This is a genomic window from Pseudoroseomonas ludipueritiae (genome assembly GCF_014490445.1).
Taxonomy (GTDB): domain Bacteria; phylum Pseudomonadota; class Alphaproteobacteria; order Acetobacterales; family Acetobacteraceae; genus Pseudoroseomonas; species Pseudoroseomonas ludipueritiae.
The window spans coordinates 23,565-39,909 of sequence record NZ_JACTUZ010000003.1 but is presented as its reverse complement, the minus strand read 5'-3'; the positions used below and the strand labels follow the sequence as shown (position 1 = coordinate 39,909).

The window sequence follows — 16,345 nt, the reverse complement described above, 5'->3', positions numbered from 1 at the left end:
CCCGATCATCCATCGAAGGGCTACCCCCTAAGATTTCCGCACCAAGCTGCGGACAACGCTGGGGAGGAGATTGACATGCGGAAAGGCGCGGGGAGGGGATTACCGCTGGTGGCGGCCTTTCTGCTGTCCGGCATCACGGCGGTACCGGCGCAGACGACGAGTGACCCGGCGCCGCCCGCGGCCTCGCCAGCACCTGTTCTCCCAGCGCCGGCACCTGCCTCTCCTGCCGGGTTGAGCGACGAAGCCGACCAGCTGCTGCGTGCCATGTCGCGCGGCCTGGCGGCGGCGCCCAGTTTGGCGGTGGAGCTGACCGTGTTGCGGGAGGTTGCGCTGGCCGATGGCCGCACAGCCTCGCTGCTTTCCGACATCACGCTGGCAATCCGCCGTCCGGACAGGCTGCGCGCCGACATCCGCGGCGACGCTGTGCTGGCGGATGTTTATTACGACGGCCGCAAGGTCACCGTGCATGCGATCCCCCAGCAGGTCTTTGCCGAAGAGCCGGCGCCGGCCAGCCTCGACCAGGCCGTCCCGTTGCTGGAGGACCAGCTCGGCGTGCCGCTGGAGCTTGGAACCTTGCTGGTCTCCGACCCCCATGCGCGGCTGGCGCCGGGCACTTCCGGCGAGGTCGTGTCGAGCACCGAAATCTCGGGGCATCCCGCATGGCACCTGATCCTGCAGAGCGGCCCGGTCGCCTGGGAGTTGTGGGTGGCACAGGCTGACTTGCCCCTACCATTGATGGTCAGCGTGAATCGCGATGGACGGCGGACTCTGCTGCGCTTCGATGCCTGGCGGATCGGGCCTAGCATTGACGAGAGCTTCTTCAGTTTCCGCCAGCCGCCCGGCACTCGGCCAGTTCCCTTCGCTCGACGGCAAGATGGAGGTGATCCATGAGACGCGCCACAGCCCTGGCACTTAGCGGCTTGTTGCTCGCTTCGCCGGCCACAGCGCGGCTCGGCGGTGGGGGACATGGGTTCGGCGGAGGCGGCTTTCATCGACCTGCCGCGGGCTTCGCCGGCGCCGGCTTCCACCCATCGGCCGGCGCAGTGCGGCGTGGGGAGCAGCGTCCGCTGCCCAGCAACGTCCATCCTGGAGGCGGCGGGCCGCATGGTCCGGCTGGAGGCGCACGCAACCGTATCGCCCAGCACAATGAGATCCGGGGCGGACATCAGGTTACCATCAATGCCGGGAACACGGTGGTCGCGGGGCGCCGGGGGCCGGCTGGTGGGCATCCGCCGCCCGCCGGCGGGCGTCCGCCACCCGCCGGTGGGGGCGGCTTTCGCCCGCCGCCGCCGCCCCCGCCCTTACCGCCCCCAATGCCCTACCCCGCCTATGGCGGCGGCGGCTACGGCTGGGATGCCGGGGCGGTGATTGCTGGCGGCCTGATCGCCGGCACGACCGCCGGGCTGGTGGCCGGCGCGATCAACAGGGCCGACACACCGACCACCGTGATCGTCACGCCGCCGCCACCTGCCACTGCGCCATCGGGCAGCACCGCCAATGACGCCTCCGCTGAAGAGGCCCGGAAATCAGCCGCGGCGGCGTCAGCGGCAGCCAGCCGGGCCCAGCACGCGGCAGGGGCAGCGCAGGGGTCCGCGGAGCAGGCGGCCGCTTCGGCCGACCGCTCTGCCCGCAACACCGCACCGGCGCAGCAAAGCCAGGCCTCGCCTGCGGCTCCCAACCCCGCCCCGGTGCCGCCAGGTGCCCGATACGCGCTAGGCACCCGGTTCACGCAGCCGCCCACGGGGTGCGTGCCAGAGGTGATTGGACCGATCAGCTTCGATCACTGCGGCAACGATTGGCTACAGCCAGTCATGGAAGGCGGCAGCGTTGCCTGGATTGCCGTGCCGCCGCCACGGGGGTAGCCCACAAAGCCTCCCTGAGCGCTGACCTGGGAAGTTCCGAGGTTCACGAGTCAGGAGGAACCCGCACCCGTTAAAGGGGTCAGGTCGGAAACAGGAACTGCACGCCGAAGCGCAGGCCCCAGTCCGGCCCCCCTTTGGGGCGCTGCAGATAGACACGCGGCCCGAAGAACAGGCTGACCGGAAGAGGGCCAAGCTTGACGATCTGCGCCGCCTGCAAGTTGAGCGGCACCGTCCATTGGCGGGTGGTCCAGTCATAAACGGTTTCGGTCGTGGCGCTCAGCGAGAAGCCGCCACTGAAGGTATGCGCCACGAAGGGCTGCACCGACGTGGCGTTGAAGTCAGGTCTGCCGGGTGAATCGCCGAAGGACCAGACATGGGATGCGAGGAGACCCAAGGTCCAGCGCGGGCTCTGCTGCACCATAATCATGGTGGGGCCCGCGCCCCAGCGCCGGTTGCCGAGCTGGTCGTCGGTTGCGGTCGGAACACGGATGATCGGCCCCAAGCCGATCATCGGCTTGCCCTGCTCCAGCGGGCCATGAAAGAACAGGCTGAGGCTCGTATCACCGAGGCCGCTGCGGTACTCGTCACCCGTATAGGCACTACCATGATACATCACCGGCAAGATGACGCGGGTCACCACGCCCCAGCCATTGCCCAGCTCGAGCGGGATCACCGGCTGGATGTTCAGCGTGTCCTGCATCGAGTTCTTCTGCCCGGCGCCGAAATCCATGTTGTTCTGCAGCGGGACACTGATCAGGTGCGCGATTGGATTGGCGACCTGGCGCGACAATTCATCCACTGAATGCCGGTCCGACTGGTCGCTGCTCTGGGCCTGGCCCGGCGTTGCGGCGCAGAGGAGCGCAAGCCCTGTCATGGCCGCGCCGCACCAATGGGAAGCCCGATTCTGCCTCATCTTTCGCATGTTCTCCCGCGTCCCCCGGCTCGATGCCACACAAGGGCAGCCCGCCCCCATGACGCTTACCCACTACAGCCTGTCCGTCGTCTCCATGCACATCAGGTGTATTCCTGATCCGCCGCCGAGGTTTACCCCAGACGCGGCCGCACTTCCCGCACACCCCGGCAGCTTGGCGAGACTACGGCAAAATCCCGGCGCGTCTGCAGTAAAGCCAGGATGCCCAAACCGGGGCAGCTTGCGCACTCTCGCTGGTCAGGGCGGAGTGCCGCCGCTCATGGAAAGGGCAAGCGCATGACGTATCACGCGCCTACGATGCGCAGAGTTTGCACCGGGCTGCTGGCTCTCGCCTGGGGCACGGCCTTCGTGGGCGGCGCCGAAGCCTCGGAGGGCGGCGGCGGGCATTACATCAGCGGGGCCTTCGCCACGCCAAAAGCTGGCATCGTTCCTTGGGACCCGGGCCTCTATTGGTCGTCAGCGCCGCTCTACTACTATGCTTCGGCAAGTCGTGGACTGAACCTGCCGGTCGCGGGGGAGATCCGGGCCGGCCTGGATGTCGATTTCGCCAGCCTCTCCTACAGCGCGATCTGGGTTCCGAAGCTCGACATGGGCAACTTCACCTACGCCATGGGGCTGACCATTCCGGTGCAGTACATGCGCGCCCGTGCCTATGCCGGCCCGATAAGGGACACCGACAAAGACTTCAATCCGGGTGACATCATCATCACCCCCGCCATGCTCGGCTACCGGAGCGGCACGAACTTCTTCCAGGCGCGGCTGGACATCTTCGCGCCGACTGGTCTCTACGATGGCTCCTCCCTGGCCAATGTGAGCATGGGCTACTGGACCTTCACGCCGACCGTTGCCTATACCTACCTGCATCCCTCCAGCGGGCTGGATCTGTCCTTCAATCTCGGCCTCGACATCAACACACGTAACGCCAAGACCGACTACACCAGCGGCGCCATCCTGCACCTGGATGCCTCCGCCAGTATTGATGTCGCCAAAGGCTTCGGCATCGGCGTCGCCGGATCAGCCCTGAAACAGATCACGGATGATGAGGGCGGATTGGCCGACCGGCTGGGTGGGTTCCGCGGCCGCGTTTTCTCAGCTGGCCCCATGGCCCGCTACGCCTTCAAACTCGGCGAGACCGAGATCAACGCATCCCTGCGCTGGGTCACCGAGTTCGGCGCACAGAACCGGCCACATGGCGGCGGTGTCTTCTTCTCCATCTCCGGGAAATTCTGACAGCCGCCCGCGTCCCCGGAAGAACAAGGAAAAAACGCAATGCGCATCCGTGCGACTCTCCCCCTCCTGGCCCTGCTCGGGGCCTTCACCGTGGAGCCGCAGCGGCCAATGGCCCAGCCGGCCGCCGTTATCGGCAACGATGCGGTGAATGCCGTTGTTGAGAGCGTGGACCTCACCAGCCGTGATGTCCTGCTGCGCGACGAAACCGGCGCGCTGCTCTCGGTCAAGGCGCCCCCCGAGCTACGCAACCTGCCGCAGCTCAAGCCCGGTGACCGTGTCGTTCTACGGGTTGTCAGCACCTTTGCGGCAGAGATCGCCCAGCCTGGTGACCCACGCCCCCCCTCGACCACCAGCGCCGCGCGTGCCGAGCAGGGCGAAAAGCCCGGAGGCCTCCTGGTACATCGTGAACGGGTGCGGGTCCGCGTCGAGGGCGTCGACGTCGCGGGGCGCAGCATCGCCGTGATCGGTCCCGACCGAGTGCCGCGCCGCTTCACGGTACGGCATCAACCGATGCTCAACCTGCTGCCCAGCCTGAAGCCAGGAGACGAGCTGGACGTCACCTTCACAGATGCCGTGTCCCTTCACGTGGCACCACCAGCCGGCTGAGCGTGGAGCGACCCCCGTCGCCTCCCGTAGAAGGCGATGCCGCTGCTGTCGGCGTAGGGCCTGTTGGCGAGCCTCTTGCGCTTTGATCCTGCCGTGGATTCCACGGCAGGTGGACGCAGCGCTTCTCCGAACAGCCTGCGTCCTTTGTCAGATCGAGGTCAGATTGTTGCGCAGCGCGTAGCGCACGAGATCGACAACCGAATGCGCATCCACCTTGCGCATCACCGTGGAGCGATGCGTCTCCACTGTCTTGATGCTGATGTCGAGCCGGGTGGCGACTTCCTTGTTGCTAAGGCCCTCAGCAAGCAACTGCACGATCTCACGTTCACGCGGAGTGAGAGGCTCGCCGGCGGTGCCACCGGCCATCGGCGCCACCGCGGCGCGCAGGAAGCCATCGAGGATGGTTTCGCTCACCTTCCAGTTAAAATACGGCCGGTGGACCGACAGTGCCTCCACCGCAGCGACCATCGAGCGCGCCGCGTCGGACTTGAGGAGATACCCCTTGGCACCTGCCGACAGCACTTCCCGGATCAGCTGCTCGCTGTCATGCATGGTGAAGATCAGCACCTCGGTCTTCGGCGAGGATTTCCGAATCATGCGGGTAGCGTCGAGGCCATTCAGGCTCGGCATGGAGATGTCGAGAATGGCGATATCTGGAAGAAGCTGCGCAGCCAGCTCGACGGCCTCACGCCCGTTCAGCGCCTCGCCGCAAACCTCCCAATTGGCATGCGCCTCCAGCATCGCGCGGAGTCCATGTCGGACGACATCGTGGTCGTCCGCGATGAGTATGCGCACCGGGCCGCTCTGGTGAGGCATGGGTCGCGTTGCTCCGCTAGACCTGACGACATGTCATCATCCGATCCTAGATCAGGAGCTGAACCCGTGATGATCGGGCCAATCCCGTAATCCAGGGTGGGAAGATAGGTAGTACGAGCAAGTCAGTTTCGGCATCCTCTGCCCGCCACCATCGCATCCGGAAGCGCTACAGGATTGTAGCCATGGTCCGTTCGGTTCTGCAATGCTCTGAGGCAAGGGCGCCCTGCGGCATTGCAGGCCTGAAGATCAGCAATATAGACAAGGTCGTGCCTTCCTCCCTTTCTGACTTTGTCTCACCGCCTCCAGTTATTCACATCAATGTTATGAGGGGCTGGATAAAAGCCGTGCTCCAGGGCCTCAGGCCCGTATTTGAAAACCATCAGGGTTTAACCCGATACGCTCCACCTCGACCCCCTTCTAGCCTTTCGCTTCTCCGGGCGTGCCCGTCGCGGAGGCAGAGGAGCAAGGCTGATGGCATCAGGCTGCTGCGCCGGCGCACAAGTCGCTTCATCGGATGACGTGGCCCGCGGGTCGCCCATGGTCTTCTTGCGCGGTGGCACATTCCTGATGGGCTCGGACCACCACTACCCCGAGGAAGGCCCGGCTCATCACCGTCAGGTCCGCTCGTTCTGGATTGACACACGGCCGGTCACCAATGGCGACTTCGCTGCCTTTGTGTCGGAAACAGGCTACCGTAGCGTGGCGGAGCGGCCACTCGATCCGGCGCTTTATCCCGGCGCGTCGCCCGCAGCCCTCGTGCCGGGTGCACTGGTGTTCACCCCGCCTCCGCGCCCCGTCAAGACAAACGACCTGCGCAACTGGTGGAGCTATGTTCCCGGCGCCTGCTGGCGGCATCCTGAAGGGCTGCGGAGCAGCACGAAGGGCCGGGAAAATCATCCAGTGGTGCATATCGCCCATGAGGATGCCGTGGCCTTCGCCAATTGGGCAGGCAAGGCTTTGCCCACGGAGGCTGAATGGGAGTTCGCCGCGCGTGGCGGCCTTGACGGCGCCGAGTTCGCCTGGGGTGCGGAGCTTGTGCCCAAAGGCATGCATATGGCCAATACGTGGCAGGGCTCATTCCCCTGGCTGAACCTTGCGGCCGACGGCCATGCCGGCACCTCGCCGGTCGGCAGCTATCCGGCAAACGGGTACGGGCTGCACGACATGATTGGTAATGTGTGGGAATGGACGGACGACTGGTATGCGTCGCGCCATGAGGATGATCCGGTCGTCTCGCCCTGCTGCGCAGCGCCGGACCGCGAAAGGCGCAGCTACGATCCACGGCAGCCGCACCTGCGCATACCGCGCAAGGTCGTGAAGGGCGGCTCCTTCCTCTGCTCCCCTGATTATTGCCGGCGGTACCGCCCAGCAGGGCGGCAGCCACAGATGGTCGACAGCGCCATGAGCCATCTGGGCTTCCGCTGCGTTCGTCGGCTCAGTCCCTGACAAGGAGAGATCCATGCCACACCAGCCACCGAAAGAATCGCGCCTGAACAGGCGCAACATCCTCCTCGGCGGCGCCGCTGGCGCATCGGCCCTGGCCAGCATTGGTACGCCGTTACTTGCCCAGGCGCAGGCTCCCAGCCCTGCTCCCACGGCCCCGTCGGCAGCGCCGGCGGCTGGCAGTGGCCGCCCTCCCAATATCCTTGTCATCTTCGGCGACGATATCGGGCTGTGGAACATCAGCCACAACAATGGCGGCGTGACTGGCTTCAGCACACCCAATATCGATCGTATTCACCGGGAAGGCGCGACCTTCACCGACTACTATGGCGAGCAGTCCTGCACGGCGGGCCGCGCTGCGTTCATTACCGGCCAATCGCCGGTGCGTACCGGCTTGACCAAGGTCGGCAGCCCTGGCGCCGATATCGGCCTGGACGCCAACGACCCCACCATCGCCCAGATGCTGAAGCCGCTCGGCTATGCAACCGGGCAGTTCGGCAAGAACCATCTGGGCGACAAGGACGAGTTCCTCCCGACGCAGCATGGTTTCGATGAGTTCTTCGGCAACCTGTATCACTTGAACGCGGAGGAAGAGCCGGAGCGTCCGAATTATCCGCAGGACCCTGCGTTCCGTCGCCGCTGGGGCCCCCGCGGCGTCATCCGTAGCTATGCGGATGGCCGTGTGGAAGATACCGGGCCGCTGAACCGCAAGCGGATGGAGACCATCGACGACGAGACCACGGCGGCCTGCATCAACTTCATCGATCGCCAGCACCAGGCCGGCCGCCCTTTCTTCATCTGGCACAATGCAACCCGCATGCACATCTATACGCACGTACCGGAGAGCTACAACGGCAAGACGGGCCTTGGCTTCTACGCGGATGGCATGGTGCAGCATGACGACCACGTCGGGCAGATCCTGAAGAAGCTCGATGACCTCGGCATCGCCAATGATACGATCGTGGTCTACTCCACCGACAACGGCCCGCATTTCAACGAGTGGCCGGACGGCGCCATCACGCCGTTCCGCAGCGAAAAGGACACGAACTGGGAAGGCGGCTTCCGGGTGCCCTGCGCTATTCGGTGGCCCGGCCGTATTCCAGCCGGCAAGGTCGTCACCGGAGTTGTCGGCGCGAATGACTGGATGCCGACCCTGCTGGCTGCCGCCGGCGTACCGGACATCAAGGAAAAGCTGCTGGCTGGTCATGCCGTCAGCGGACGTACCTTCAAGGTGCACCTGGATGGCTATAACCAGTTGCCAACCTTGACCGGTGACGCACCGAGTCCGCGCGACGAGTTCTTCTACTTTGACGATGACGGCGAGCTGGTGGCGGTTCGGAAAGGGCGCTGGAAGTTCGTCTTCGCCGAACAGCGCTCGCATGGCTTCCGTGTTTGGATGGATCCTTTCGTCCATCTGCGCATCCCGTTGATCATCGATCTCAAGATGGACCCGATGGAGCGGGCTCCGACCGACTCCAACAATTACTACCACTGGCTGATCCAGAACTCCTTCCTGATCCTGGTGGCGCAGGAAACCTCGGCCAAATGGCTGGGGACCTTCAAGGACTTTCCGCCACGTCAGGCGCCGGCCTCGTTCAACGTGGACCGGTACCTGAAGATGCTGACTGAGGCAGCCGGAAGGGTGGCGTCCCACTGATGTCCAGCGCGGCCCCCCAGTTGCCTGCCGGTTCGGAGGCTGCCAGCGATGCTGCGCGTGCGGCCTTCGCCGAGCTGCGTACCCGCATGGGCCGCGCTATCATCGGCCAGCAGGCGGTCATCGAGCATCTCCTGATCGCCCTTCTGGCCGATGGCAACGTGCTGTTGGAAGGGCTGCCCGGGGTTGCCAAGACGCGGGCAGTGAAGTCATTGGCCTCAGCCCTTGAGGCCGATTTCCGCCGCATCCAGTTTACGCCGGACCTCCTGCCGACTGACGTCATCGGCAGTGAGGTCTACCACCAGGCGGGCGGCGAAGCCGCCTTCCGTTTCGAGAAGGGCCCGATTTTCGGCAATCTGATCTTGGTGGACGAGATCAACCGAGCGCCGGCCAAGGTGCAGTCGGCGCTGCTGGAGGCGATGGAAGAGCGTCAGGTCACCGTCGCCGGAACCAGCCATGCCCTGCCGCCGCTCTTCACCGTGATGGCAACGCAGAACCCGATCGAGCAGGAAGGCACCTATCCGCTGCCGGAGGCGCAGCTCGACCGTTTCCTGCTTCATCTGCGGGTGGGCTATCCGAGCGAGACGGAGGAGAAGGCAGTTCTGCAGCTCGTCCGGGGCGAGGAGGCACAGCCGGCGGCGCCGGCTGGCGAGCCCATTCCGCAGCAGGCGATCTTTGATGCGCGTGTTTCGCTGCGGCATATGCACGTCGCGGAAGCGATCGACGATTACGTCGTGGCCCTCGTTTGTGCCACTCGGCGGGCCGCCGACTACGATGCCGAGCTAGGCCGCTGGATCGAAGTGGGCGCCAGCCCGCGCGCCAGCATCGGCCTCGGCCGTGCCTCGCGCGCCCGTGCCTGGCTGGCGGGCCGCGATCACGTGGAGCCGGATGATGTGCGCGCCGTGGCCGCCGCCGTGCTGCGCCACCGGCTGGTTCTCTCCTACGAGGCCAATGCCGACCGCGTCACGCCGGATGATGTGCTGGCCCGGCTGCTGACTCTGGTGGCGGTGGCCTGACATGGCGGCGCCGCCCACCCCGGGCCTGCTGCCGGATCTCGCGGACCTGATTCGCCTGCAGCACGGTGCCCGCGGCTTCTCTTTCCGGGCCGGCCAGGCGGTGAGGGCGCTGCTGCCGGGCCGCCGCGCTTCCCGCATCCGCGGCCGCGGCCTCAGCTTCGAGGAGATCCGCGCTTACCGGCCGGGCGACGACCTGCGGCAGATGGATTGGCGTGCCACGGCCCGTACCGGCCGGCCGCAGAGCAGGATCTTCACAGAGGAACGCGACCGCCCGGTCTTCCTGGTGGTGGACCTGTCCCCGGCGATGTTCTTCGGCAGCCGGACCGCCACCAAGGTGACGCGAGCCGCTGAGGTCGTAGCGCTGGCCGCATGGCGCTGTCTGGCGGCCGGCGACCGTGTCGGTGCCGTTCTGTTCAGCAGTGATACGGTGCGGGAGATCCGGCCGGCGCGGAGCCGAGCCGCGGTTATGCAGATCCTGCAGTCGGTTCTGGCTTTAGCCGCACGCTTGCCGGCAATGCCCACTGCCCCCTCGGGCCCCGCCGCGCTCAACAAGGCATTGCAGCACACCGCCACATTGGCGCCCCACGATGCGCTGATTTTGCTGGTTGTCGACCTTTTCGCGGCCGACGCTGGCACCAGGGCCGCGCTCGACCGGCTGCGGCGGCACAACGAGCTCATGGTGATTCCGGTCTCGGACCCGCTGGAAGCGGAGTTACCGGCACCGCCGTGGCGCGGCCTCGCCGATGACGGAAGCGGACCTGCTCTGCTTGACCCGGCGGCCAGCAACCTCGGCCAGCGCGTTCGTACGGGCGTCGCGGCGCGGCTTGAGGCACTTTGCGGCGCCGGCAGGCGGCACGCGGTACCGGTGCTGCCGATCGGCACCGATGCGGAGCCGGCGGCGCAGTTGCGCCGTCAGATGGGGCAACGGCGGACAGCCACCGGCGGCGGGGGGCGGGCACCGTGAATCCCGACCTGCCGCCGATGCCCAGCCTCGAGAAGATGCAGGACATCCTGCTGCCCCCGCCGGTCCCGCTCTGGCCGGCGACGCCGGCATGGGCATTTCTCGGGCTGCTGCTCCTGGGGCTTCTGCTGGCCTTCCTCTGGCGCATGTGGCGCCGCTGGCGGCGCGATGCCTGGCGGCGCGCGGCGCGCCACGCGGTGGAAGAGGCCTCGGCCCGGGGTGACTGGGCGGCACTTCCAGCATTGATCAAGCGGGCTGCCCTTGCGGCACATCCGCGCTCTGAAGTCGCGGCGCTGAGCGGCGAGGCCTGGGCGGCCTGGCTCAATCGAAGCGCGCCACGCGCCCGGCTGCGGCCGGAGGAGGCGCGTGCCTTGGCGATGATCGCTTATCGCCCCGCCGCTGCGGAACTGGCCCTGGCAGCGGCCCGGCGCTGGCTCGAATTCCATGACCGCGCTGGCTGAGCAGCTCGGCCTCAGCGCCCTGGTACTGGCGCATGGCTGGGTGCTGGCTCTTCTGCCTTTGCCCTGGCTGCTGCGGCTGCTGCTGCCAGTCTGGCGCGACCGCCGCTGGGCGCTGCGCTTCCCGGCCCTGCGCCGGCTTGCGGCGGACGCGGCGCGGCCACTGCCGCCCGACCCGACGCGGCGCCTTTGGCAGCACTGCCTCTCCGCGGCTGCCTGGCTGCTGCTGCTGCTGGCCCTTGCCGCGCCGCAGCGGCTGGAGCCGCCGGTCACGCGCCAATCCAGCGGCCGTGACCTGATGCTGGCCCTCGATCTCTCGGGCTCAATGGAAACGCAGGACTTCACCACTCCAGCCGGGACCCGGGAGAGCAGGCTGTCCGCCGCGCAGGCGGTGCTACGCGACTTCATCGCGCGCCGGCCCGCGGACCGCATCGGGGTGATCGTCTTCGGTAGCGCCGCCTTCGTGCTGGCCCCTTTCAGCGACGACCACGATACCCTCTTGGAGTTGCTGGCTGAGGTGCAGCCACGTCTGGCCGGCCCGCAGACCATGATCGGCGAAGCCATCGGCCTTGCCGCGCAGAGCTTCGAGAAGGCAGAGGCTCAAGGCCGGCTCCTCATCCTGCTGACCGATGGCAACGACACCGGCAGCAAGGTGCCGCCACTGCGCGCCGCGCAGATCGCCGCGGGCCTCGGCATCCGCATCTATGCCGTCTCCATGGGCGATCCGGCGGCCGTGGGCGAGGCGGCGCTCGACATCCCGGGTCTCGAGGCTATCGCGGCAGCCGCGGGGGGGCGGCATTTTCACGCCACCGACGCCGCCTCGCTGGCTGGCATCTACGCCGAGATCGACCGCATCGAGCCGCAGCGCTTCGCAAGCCAGGTGGCCCAGCCGCGCGCGCCGCTGTTCCATTGGCCGCTGGCCGGCTTTGCCCTGCTGGCGATGGCCGCGCTGCTTGCCACCGCCATGCGGCGGGAGGTGCGGCATGGCTGACGCATCCATGGCCGAGGCCTGGGCCGCGTCGCACTGGCTGCGGCCCTGGTGGCTGTTGCTGCTCCTGCCGGCGACGCTGGCCGCATTGCTGGCCTGGAAGCGGCAGCCACGCCGCGGCGGCTGGCAGGGTGTGGTCGCACCGGCGCTGCTACCGCATCTGCTGCTTGGCCAGGGCCGGCGGCGCTGGATAAGGCCGCTGCCCTGCCTCTGGGCGTTGCTCGTGCTGGCCAGCCTGGCACTCGCCGGGCCGAGCTGGCGGCGTGAGGCTCAACCGGGCCTGGCCGATGATGCGCCGATGATGATAGCGCTCGACCTCTCGACCGCCGCTGCTCCAAGGTTGGACGCAGCCCGGCGCAAGATCCGCGACCTGATGGCGATGCGCGGCACCGCCCGCACCGGCCTCCTGGCTTATGCCGGCACAGCGCATCTGGTGCTGCCGCCGACCGCCGACGCGACACTGCTGGGCCTCTACCTGGACGCGCTGGCACCCGGGCTGATGCCGCGCGACGGCGACGATCCCGCGGCGGCGCTCCGGTTGGCGCGGCACCAGCTGGAGCGCCAGCGGGCGGGAGGAACTGACAAAGAGGGCGTCGGCACCATTTTGCTGCTCACCAGCCGGGTACCGGCGGCGGCCGGCGATGGGTTCGCCGCTGCCCTCCGTGGCAGCCGGCATGCCGTCCTGGTGCTGGCAACCGGCAACACGGCGGCCGGCGCGCTGGATGGGGCGCGTGGCGCCACACGCATTGCCGCGACCCCGGACGATGCCGACCTCCAAGCCGTGCTGGCGGCAGCGCGCCGGCATGTCGCGGCCGCAACTGCTCAGGACCCGGACCTGCGCTGGCGCGATTCAGGCTATGCCATCGCCTGGCTGCTCCTGCCATTGGCCCTGCTCTGGTCACGCCGTGGCTTTCTGTTGCCCGCGCTGCTGGTGGGGCTGCTGTCGGCCCCGGCCCTGGCTCAGTCGCCAAGTCCCGGGCAGGAGCATTTCGGCTGGTTGGCACGCTGGTTCCTGACCGATGACCAACGCGGACGCCTCGCCTATGAGCGAGGCGACTTCGCCGCCGCCATGGATTTGTTCAGCGACCCTGCCTGGCGCGGGGCCGCTGCCTACCGCGCCGGCGACTATGCCCGTGCCATTGCCGAATTCTCGGCGCTGGACACGCCGGAGGCCTGGTTCAACCGCGGCAATGCGGCACTGCTGCAACCACATGCCTGGCAGGCGGCGCTCGACGCCTACGACCGTGCCCTGGCGCTCCGGCCTGACTTCCCGGCTGCTCAGGCCAACCGTGCCATTGCGAGCGCCTTCCTCGCCTATCAGCAGGCACTGGACGCCGAGCGGGCCCGGCAGTCGAGTGACCAGATGAACGAGAAGGCGGATGCCACGGTGGTCGACCGCCAGGGTCCACAGCCGCCGCCGCCGCGACCGGGGGCGCCGCCAGCCCCGCAGGACGGACTGTCGGATTCCGAGATCACCGCCCTTTGGATGAGACGCGTGGGTGGCAGTCCCGCGGATTTCCTGCGGCGGCGCTTCGCCGAGCAACTTGAGGAAGCGCCGCCATGAGGGCCCTCCCGCCGGCCTTTTCCAGACTGGTTGCACCCTTGCCTGGCCCGCTGCTGCTGGCCGCCGCGATGTTGCTGCCCGCTCCTCTCCGCGCCCAGCCGGCGCTGGAGCTGCGTGTCGTGCCTGACCAGCCTGGCCCGCTGTGGTTCGGCCAGCATGTCGGCCTCACCGCCATCCTGCGGACACGGGTGCGCTTCGGTGGCTCACCCAGCTTTCCCGATCCTGCCATGACCGGCCACGCCGTTGTGCTTCCGAACGGCAGCACGACACCGGGCACGGAGCGCGAGGGGGGCGTGAGCTATGTGCTGCTGCAGCACCGCTACGACCTTTTCCCGCTGCAGACCGGATCACTGGTCTTCCCTGCGCTGAAGCTTGTTGCCCCGGTCATCGGCGACGACGGCGGCAGCATCACCGCTCAGGCCGAAAGCCAGCCTCTCACCTTTGAGGTGCGGCTGCCACCCGGTGTGCGCGACCTGCACCGCCTGGTCACTTCGCCCGAAGCCAGCCTGACCAGCGAAGTTCAGGGGGACCCCGCGCGTGTGCCGGTGGGTGAGGCTCTGACCCGCCGTATCACGCTGCGGGTCAGCGACACCACCAGCATGGTTCTGCCGGCCGTCGACTGGCAGGCACCTTCGGGCATGCGCGCCTACCCGGACCCGCCGCGGCTGGAGGACAGCAGTGAGCGTGGCGTGCTGAGGGCCCAGCGTATCGACAGCGCCGCCTTCGTGCCGCAGCGCCCCGGCCGCTTCGTGCTGCCGGGCAGTCAACTGCAATGGTTCAACCCGGACAGCGGCGCGCTGACCGAACTTGCCATCGCACCGCTGGTGATCGAGGCGGTCGCCGTGCCCGTGGCGCCCCATTCCCGCCCCTGGTGGAGGACCGCACCGGCCATGCTGGTCCTGTTGGCCCTGATCCTGGGCCTGCTCGGCTGGTGGGCTGTCCGGCATGGCAAGCTGCCACGGCGCCTCATGCCGGCCGAGACGCCGGAAGCGGCCGCCTTCGCCGCGCTGCGCCGAGCCTGCCATGCCAATGCAGCGCGCCCCGCGATGGCGGCGCTGCTGCGCTGGGCGGCGCTCATCCTGCCGCCGCCGCACTTGCCCACCCTGCCTGAGCTGGCCCGGCTGAGCCGGAGCCCAGCCTTGGCAGCAGAAGCGGCCAGGCTGTCGGACCTCTGCTTCGCGGCACCGGCCCAGGCTCCCGGGCGGGCCTGGAACGGCGCTGGCCTGGCGGCCGCGGCAGTGAAGGCGCGCCGGCGGCTGCGGAGGCGCAGCCCTGGCAGGCGGGAGGCGGCGCTGCCTTCTCTCAACCCGGCTGGTTCCCCCACGCCCCCGCCACGCCTCATCCTGCCGGGCTGGCATCGATGAAAACCTTCCACCCTGGAGATCGTGCCATGCCTCCTCGCCCAACCGGTCTGAGCCGCCGCACCCTCGGCACACTTGGTTTGCTTGCCTTCGTCGCGCCGCGTCCGGCCGGGGCGCAACCTGCTTCGGAAGCGCTGCCCTCCTGGAAGCCCAGTGCCGCCCGCCAGGCGATCATCGACTTCGTCGAGGCCGTCACGCGGGAAGGGGGGCCGGACTTCGTGCCTCCGCCTGCCCGCATCGCGGTCTTCGACAACGACGGCACCTTGTGGTGCGAGATTCCCACGGTACAGTTCGAGTTCGCGCTGGACCGGATACGGCAGATGGCGCCGCATCACCCGGAATGGAGCACCACGGAACCGTTCCGCACCGCCCTGAAGCGCGACGAAGCTGAGCTGGCCGCACTTGGCTCACGCGGCATCATGGAGCTGATGCTCGCGACGCATGCCGGCAGCACTCCAGAGGCCTTCGAGGAAGAGGTCAATGCCTGGCTCTCCACCGCCCGGCATCCGAAGTTCCACCGGCCCTACCTGACCACCATTTATCAGCCGATGCTGGAGCTGCTGGCGCTGCTCGAACGAAATGGCTTCGCGAACTACATCGTCTCCGGCGGCGGCATCGAGTTCGTCCGTGCCTGGAGCGAGCGGGCGTACGGCATTCCGCCGCAGCGCGTCATCGGCTCCAGCATCCGCAGCGTCTTCCGCTTCCCGCAAGGTGGGCAGCCGGAACTCCATCGTTTGGCCGAGATGGACTTCATCGACGACGGGCCAGGCAAGCCGGTAGCGATCGGCAAGTTCATCGGCCGCCGGCCGATCGCCGCATTCGGCAATTCCGACGGCGATCTTGAGATGCTGCAGTACGTCACGGCCCCCCCGGGGCGCCGGCTGGGGCTGGTGGTGCATCATGACGACGCGGCCCGTGAGGTTGCCTATGACCGGCAGAGCCCGATCGGCAGGCTGGACCGCGCACTGGACCAGGCACCCGTGCGCGGCTGGAGCGTCGTATCGATGCGGCAGGACTGGTCCACCGTATTCCCTCCTCTATGATGCCCGCGATCCTGCGGCCAGCCTCAGATCCGCGTTGCGGTTGATTTCCAAGAAAGGAGAAGTCGCATGCCGCGACTGCCGCTATCCGCCGCTTCAGTCCTGTTGCTGGTGCTTTCCGGCTGCGCGACCAGGGCAGGCTTCGAGAGCCGCCTCGCGCCTTATGTCGGCCGTTCGGAAGGCGAGCTGGTTGCCGCGCTCGGCGTGCCGGTCCGCGTATACCAGGCCGGAAGCAGGCGCTTCCTGCAGTATGAGCGCCGCAAGGTGGTGGGCGAAGCACTCGGCGGCTGGGGTTGGGCCGGCGGCTACAACGTGCAGACATACAGCTGCGACGTTACGTTCGAGGTGGCAGACAATGTCGTGCATGGTTTCACAAGCCGAGGCAACGACTGCGTCGCCCCGGAGATCTGATCCA

The 16,345-nt window shown here is 67.7% G+C and carries 16 protein-coding genes; 14 read left to right on the top strand and 2 right to left on the bottom strand.

Translation table 11 applies throughout. The features are described from left to right. The first annotated feature begins 108 nt into the window (after window positions 1-108). Window positions 109-891 carry a DUF2092 domain-containing protein gene (locus tag IBL25_RS01850; RefSeq protein ID WP_187776858.1) on the top strand — a complete coding sequence of 261 codons (783 nt, stop codon included), beginning with the start codon at window positions 109-111 and terminating at the stop codon, window positions 889-891. 422 nt (window positions 892-1,313) lie between these two features. Then, complete coding sequence (locus tag IBL25_RS01845; RefSeq protein ID WP_187776857.1) at window positions 1,314-1,862, top strand: hypothetical protein; 549 nt, start codon at window positions 1,314-1,316, stop codon at window positions 1,860-1,862. Window positions 1,863-1,941: 79 nt separating this feature from the next. Here IBL25_RS01845 and IBL25_RS01840 read toward each other — a convergent pair whose 3' ends face one another. Continuing rightward, the gene (locus IBL25_RS01840) at window positions 1,942-2,661 is read right to left on the bottom strand and encodes a transporter family protein (RefSeq protein WP_187776856.1); all 720 of its coding nucleotides are present in this window, start codon (window positions 2,659-2,661) and stop codon (window positions 1,942-1,944) included. Window positions 2,662-3,069: 408 nt separating this feature from the next. On the opposite strand from IBL25_RS01840, the gene IBL25_RS01835 reads away from it, so the two are divergent. Then, window positions 3,070-4,023, top strand: a complete 954-nt coding sequence (locus IBL25_RS01835; protein WP_187776855.1) for a SphA family protein — start codon at window positions 3,070-3,072, stop codon at window positions 4,021-4,023. A 39-nt stretch (window positions 4,024-4,062) separates the two neighbouring features. Next, entirely contained in the window at window positions 4,063-4,629 is a 567-nt protein-coding gene (locus IBL25_RS01830; RefSeq protein ID WP_187776854.1) for a preprotein translocase subunit YajC, read from the top strand. A gap of 147 nt (window positions 4,630-4,776) precedes the next feature. On the opposite strand, the gene IBL25_RS01825 is transcribed toward IBL25_RS01830, so the two are convergent. Further along, entirely contained in the window at window positions 4,777-5,445 is a 669-nt protein-coding gene (locus IBL25_RS01825) for a response regulator (protein WP_187776853.1), read from the bottom strand. 537 nt (window positions 5,446-5,982) lie between these two features. On the opposite strand from IBL25_RS01825, the gene IBL25_RS01820 reads away from it, so the two are divergent. The 10 genes from IBL25_RS01820 (at window position 5,983) to IBL25_RS01775 (ending at window position 16,341) form a co-directional block, all read left to right on the top strand. Then, window positions 5,983-6,891: a formylglycine-generating enzyme family protein gene (locus IBL25_RS01820; RefSeq protein ID WP_187776852.1), complete on the top strand. Its 909-nt coding sequence runs from the start codon at window positions 5,983-5,985 to the stop codon at window positions 6,889-6,891. 13 nt (window positions 6,892-6,904) lie between these two features. Then, window positions 6,905-8,545: an arylsulfatase gene (locus tag IBL25_RS01815; protein ID WP_187776851.1), complete on the top strand. Its 1,641-nt coding sequence runs from the start codon at window positions 6,905-6,907 to the stop codon at window positions 8,543-8,545. Then, complete coding sequence (locus tag IBL25_RS01810; RefSeq protein ID WP_187776850.1) at window positions 8,545-9,558, top strand: AAA family ATPase; 1,014 nt, start codon at window positions 8,545-8,547, stop codon at window positions 9,556-9,558. Before IBL25_RS01815 ends, IBL25_RS01810 begins: the two co-directional genes overlap by 1 nt. Window position 9,559: 1 nt before the next feature. Then, the gene (locus tag IBL25_RS01805) at window positions 9,560-10,522 is read left to right on the top strand and encodes a DUF58 domain-containing protein (protein ID WP_187776849.1); all 963 of its coding nucleotides are present in this window, start codon (window positions 9,560-9,562) and stop codon (window positions 10,520-10,522) included. Further along, entirely contained in the window at window positions 10,519-10,980 is a 462-nt protein-coding gene (locus tag IBL25_RS01800; RefSeq protein WP_187776848.1) for a DUF4381 domain-containing protein, read from the top strand. Before IBL25_RS01805 ends, IBL25_RS01800 begins: the two co-directional genes overlap by 4 nt. Further along, window positions 10,964-11,968, top strand: a complete 1,005-nt coding sequence (locus tag IBL25_RS01795; protein ID WP_187776847.1) for a vWA domain-containing protein — start codon at window positions 10,964-10,966, stop codon at window positions 11,966-11,968. Before IBL25_RS01800 ends, IBL25_RS01795 begins: the two co-directional genes overlap by 17 nt. Continuing rightward, on the top strand, window positions 11,961-13,529 hold the full coding sequence (locus tag IBL25_RS01790; RefSeq protein WP_187776846.1) for a VWA domain-containing protein: 1,569 nt from the start codon (window positions 11,961-11,963) through the stop codon (window positions 13,527-13,529). Before IBL25_RS01795 ends, IBL25_RS01790 begins: the two co-directional genes overlap by 8 nt. Then, the gene (locus tag IBL25_RS01785; protein ID WP_187776845.1) at window positions 13,526-14,893 is read left to right on the top strand and encodes a BatD family protein; all 1,368 of its coding nucleotides are present in this window, start codon (window positions 13,526-13,528) and stop codon (window positions 14,891-14,893) included. Before IBL25_RS01790 ends, IBL25_RS01785 begins: the two co-directional genes overlap by 4 nt. A gap of 26 nt (window positions 14,894-14,919) precedes the next feature. Continuing rightward, window positions 14,920-15,933 carry an HAD family hydrolase gene (locus IBL25_RS01780; protein ID WP_187776844.1) on the top strand — a complete coding sequence of 338 codons (1,014 nt, stop codon included), beginning with the start codon at window positions 14,920-14,922 and terminating at the stop codon, window positions 15,931-15,933. A gap of 66 nt (window positions 15,934-15,999) precedes the next feature. Then, window positions 16,000-16,341 (top strand): hypothetical protein, encoded by a 342-nt coding sequence (locus tag IBL25_RS01775; RefSeq protein ID WP_187776843.1) that lies wholly within the window; start codon window positions 16,000-16,002, stop codon window positions 16,339-16,341. The last annotated feature ends 4 nt before the right edge of the window (window positions 16,342-16,345 follow it).

Coding starts and splice junctions, on each gene's coding strand:
- IBL25_RS01845 (WP_187776857.1), top strand. CDS start 1,314: ATGCCCTACCCCGCCTATGGCGGCGGCGGCTACGGCTGGGATGCCGGG.
- IBL25_RS01835 (WP_187776855.1), top strand. CDS start 3,070: ATGACGTATCACGCGCCTACGATGCGCAGAGTTTGCACCGGGCTGCTG.
- IBL25_RS01830 (WP_187776854.1), top strand. CDS start 4,063: ATGCGCATCCGTGCGACTCTCCCCCTCCTGGCCCTGCTCGGGGCCTTC.
- IBL25_RS01825 (WP_187776853.1), bottom strand. CDS start 5,445: ATGCCTCACCAGAGCGGCCCGGTGCGCATACTCATCGCGGACGACCAC.
- IBL25_RS01820 (WP_187776852.1), top strand. CDS start 5,983: ATGGTCTTCTTGCGCGGTGGCACATTCCTGATGGGCTCGGACCACCAC.
- IBL25_RS01815 (WP_187776851.1), top strand. CDS start 6,905: ATGCCACACCAGCCACCGAAAGAATCGCGCCTGAACAGGCGCAACATC.
- IBL25_RS01810 (WP_187776850.1), top strand. CDS start 8,545: ATGTCCAGCGCGGCCCCCCAGTTGCCTGCCGGTTCGGAGGCTGCCAGC.
- IBL25_RS01805 (WP_187776849.1), top strand. CDS start 9,560: ATGGCGGCGCCGCCCACCCCGGGCCTGCTGCCGGATCTCGCGGACCTG.
- IBL25_RS01795 (WP_187776847.1), top strand. CDS start 10,964: ATGACCGCGCTGGCTGAGCAGCTCGGCCTCAGCGCCCTGGTACTGGCG.
- IBL25_RS01790 (WP_187776846.1), top strand. CDS start 11,961: ATGGCTGACGCATCCATGGCCGAGGCCTGGGCCGCGTCGCACTGGCTG.
- IBL25_RS01785 (WP_187776845.1), top strand. CDS start 13,526: ATGAGGGCCCTCCCGCCGGCCTTTTCCAGACTGGTTGCACCCTTGCCT.
- IBL25_RS01780 (WP_187776844.1), top strand. CDS start 14,920: ATGCCTCCTCGCCCAACCGGTCTGAGCCGCCGCACCCTCGGCACACTT.
- IBL25_RS01775 (WP_187776843.1), top strand. CDS start 16,000: ATGCCGCGACTGCCGCTATCCGCCGCTTCAGTCCTGTTGCTGGTGCTT.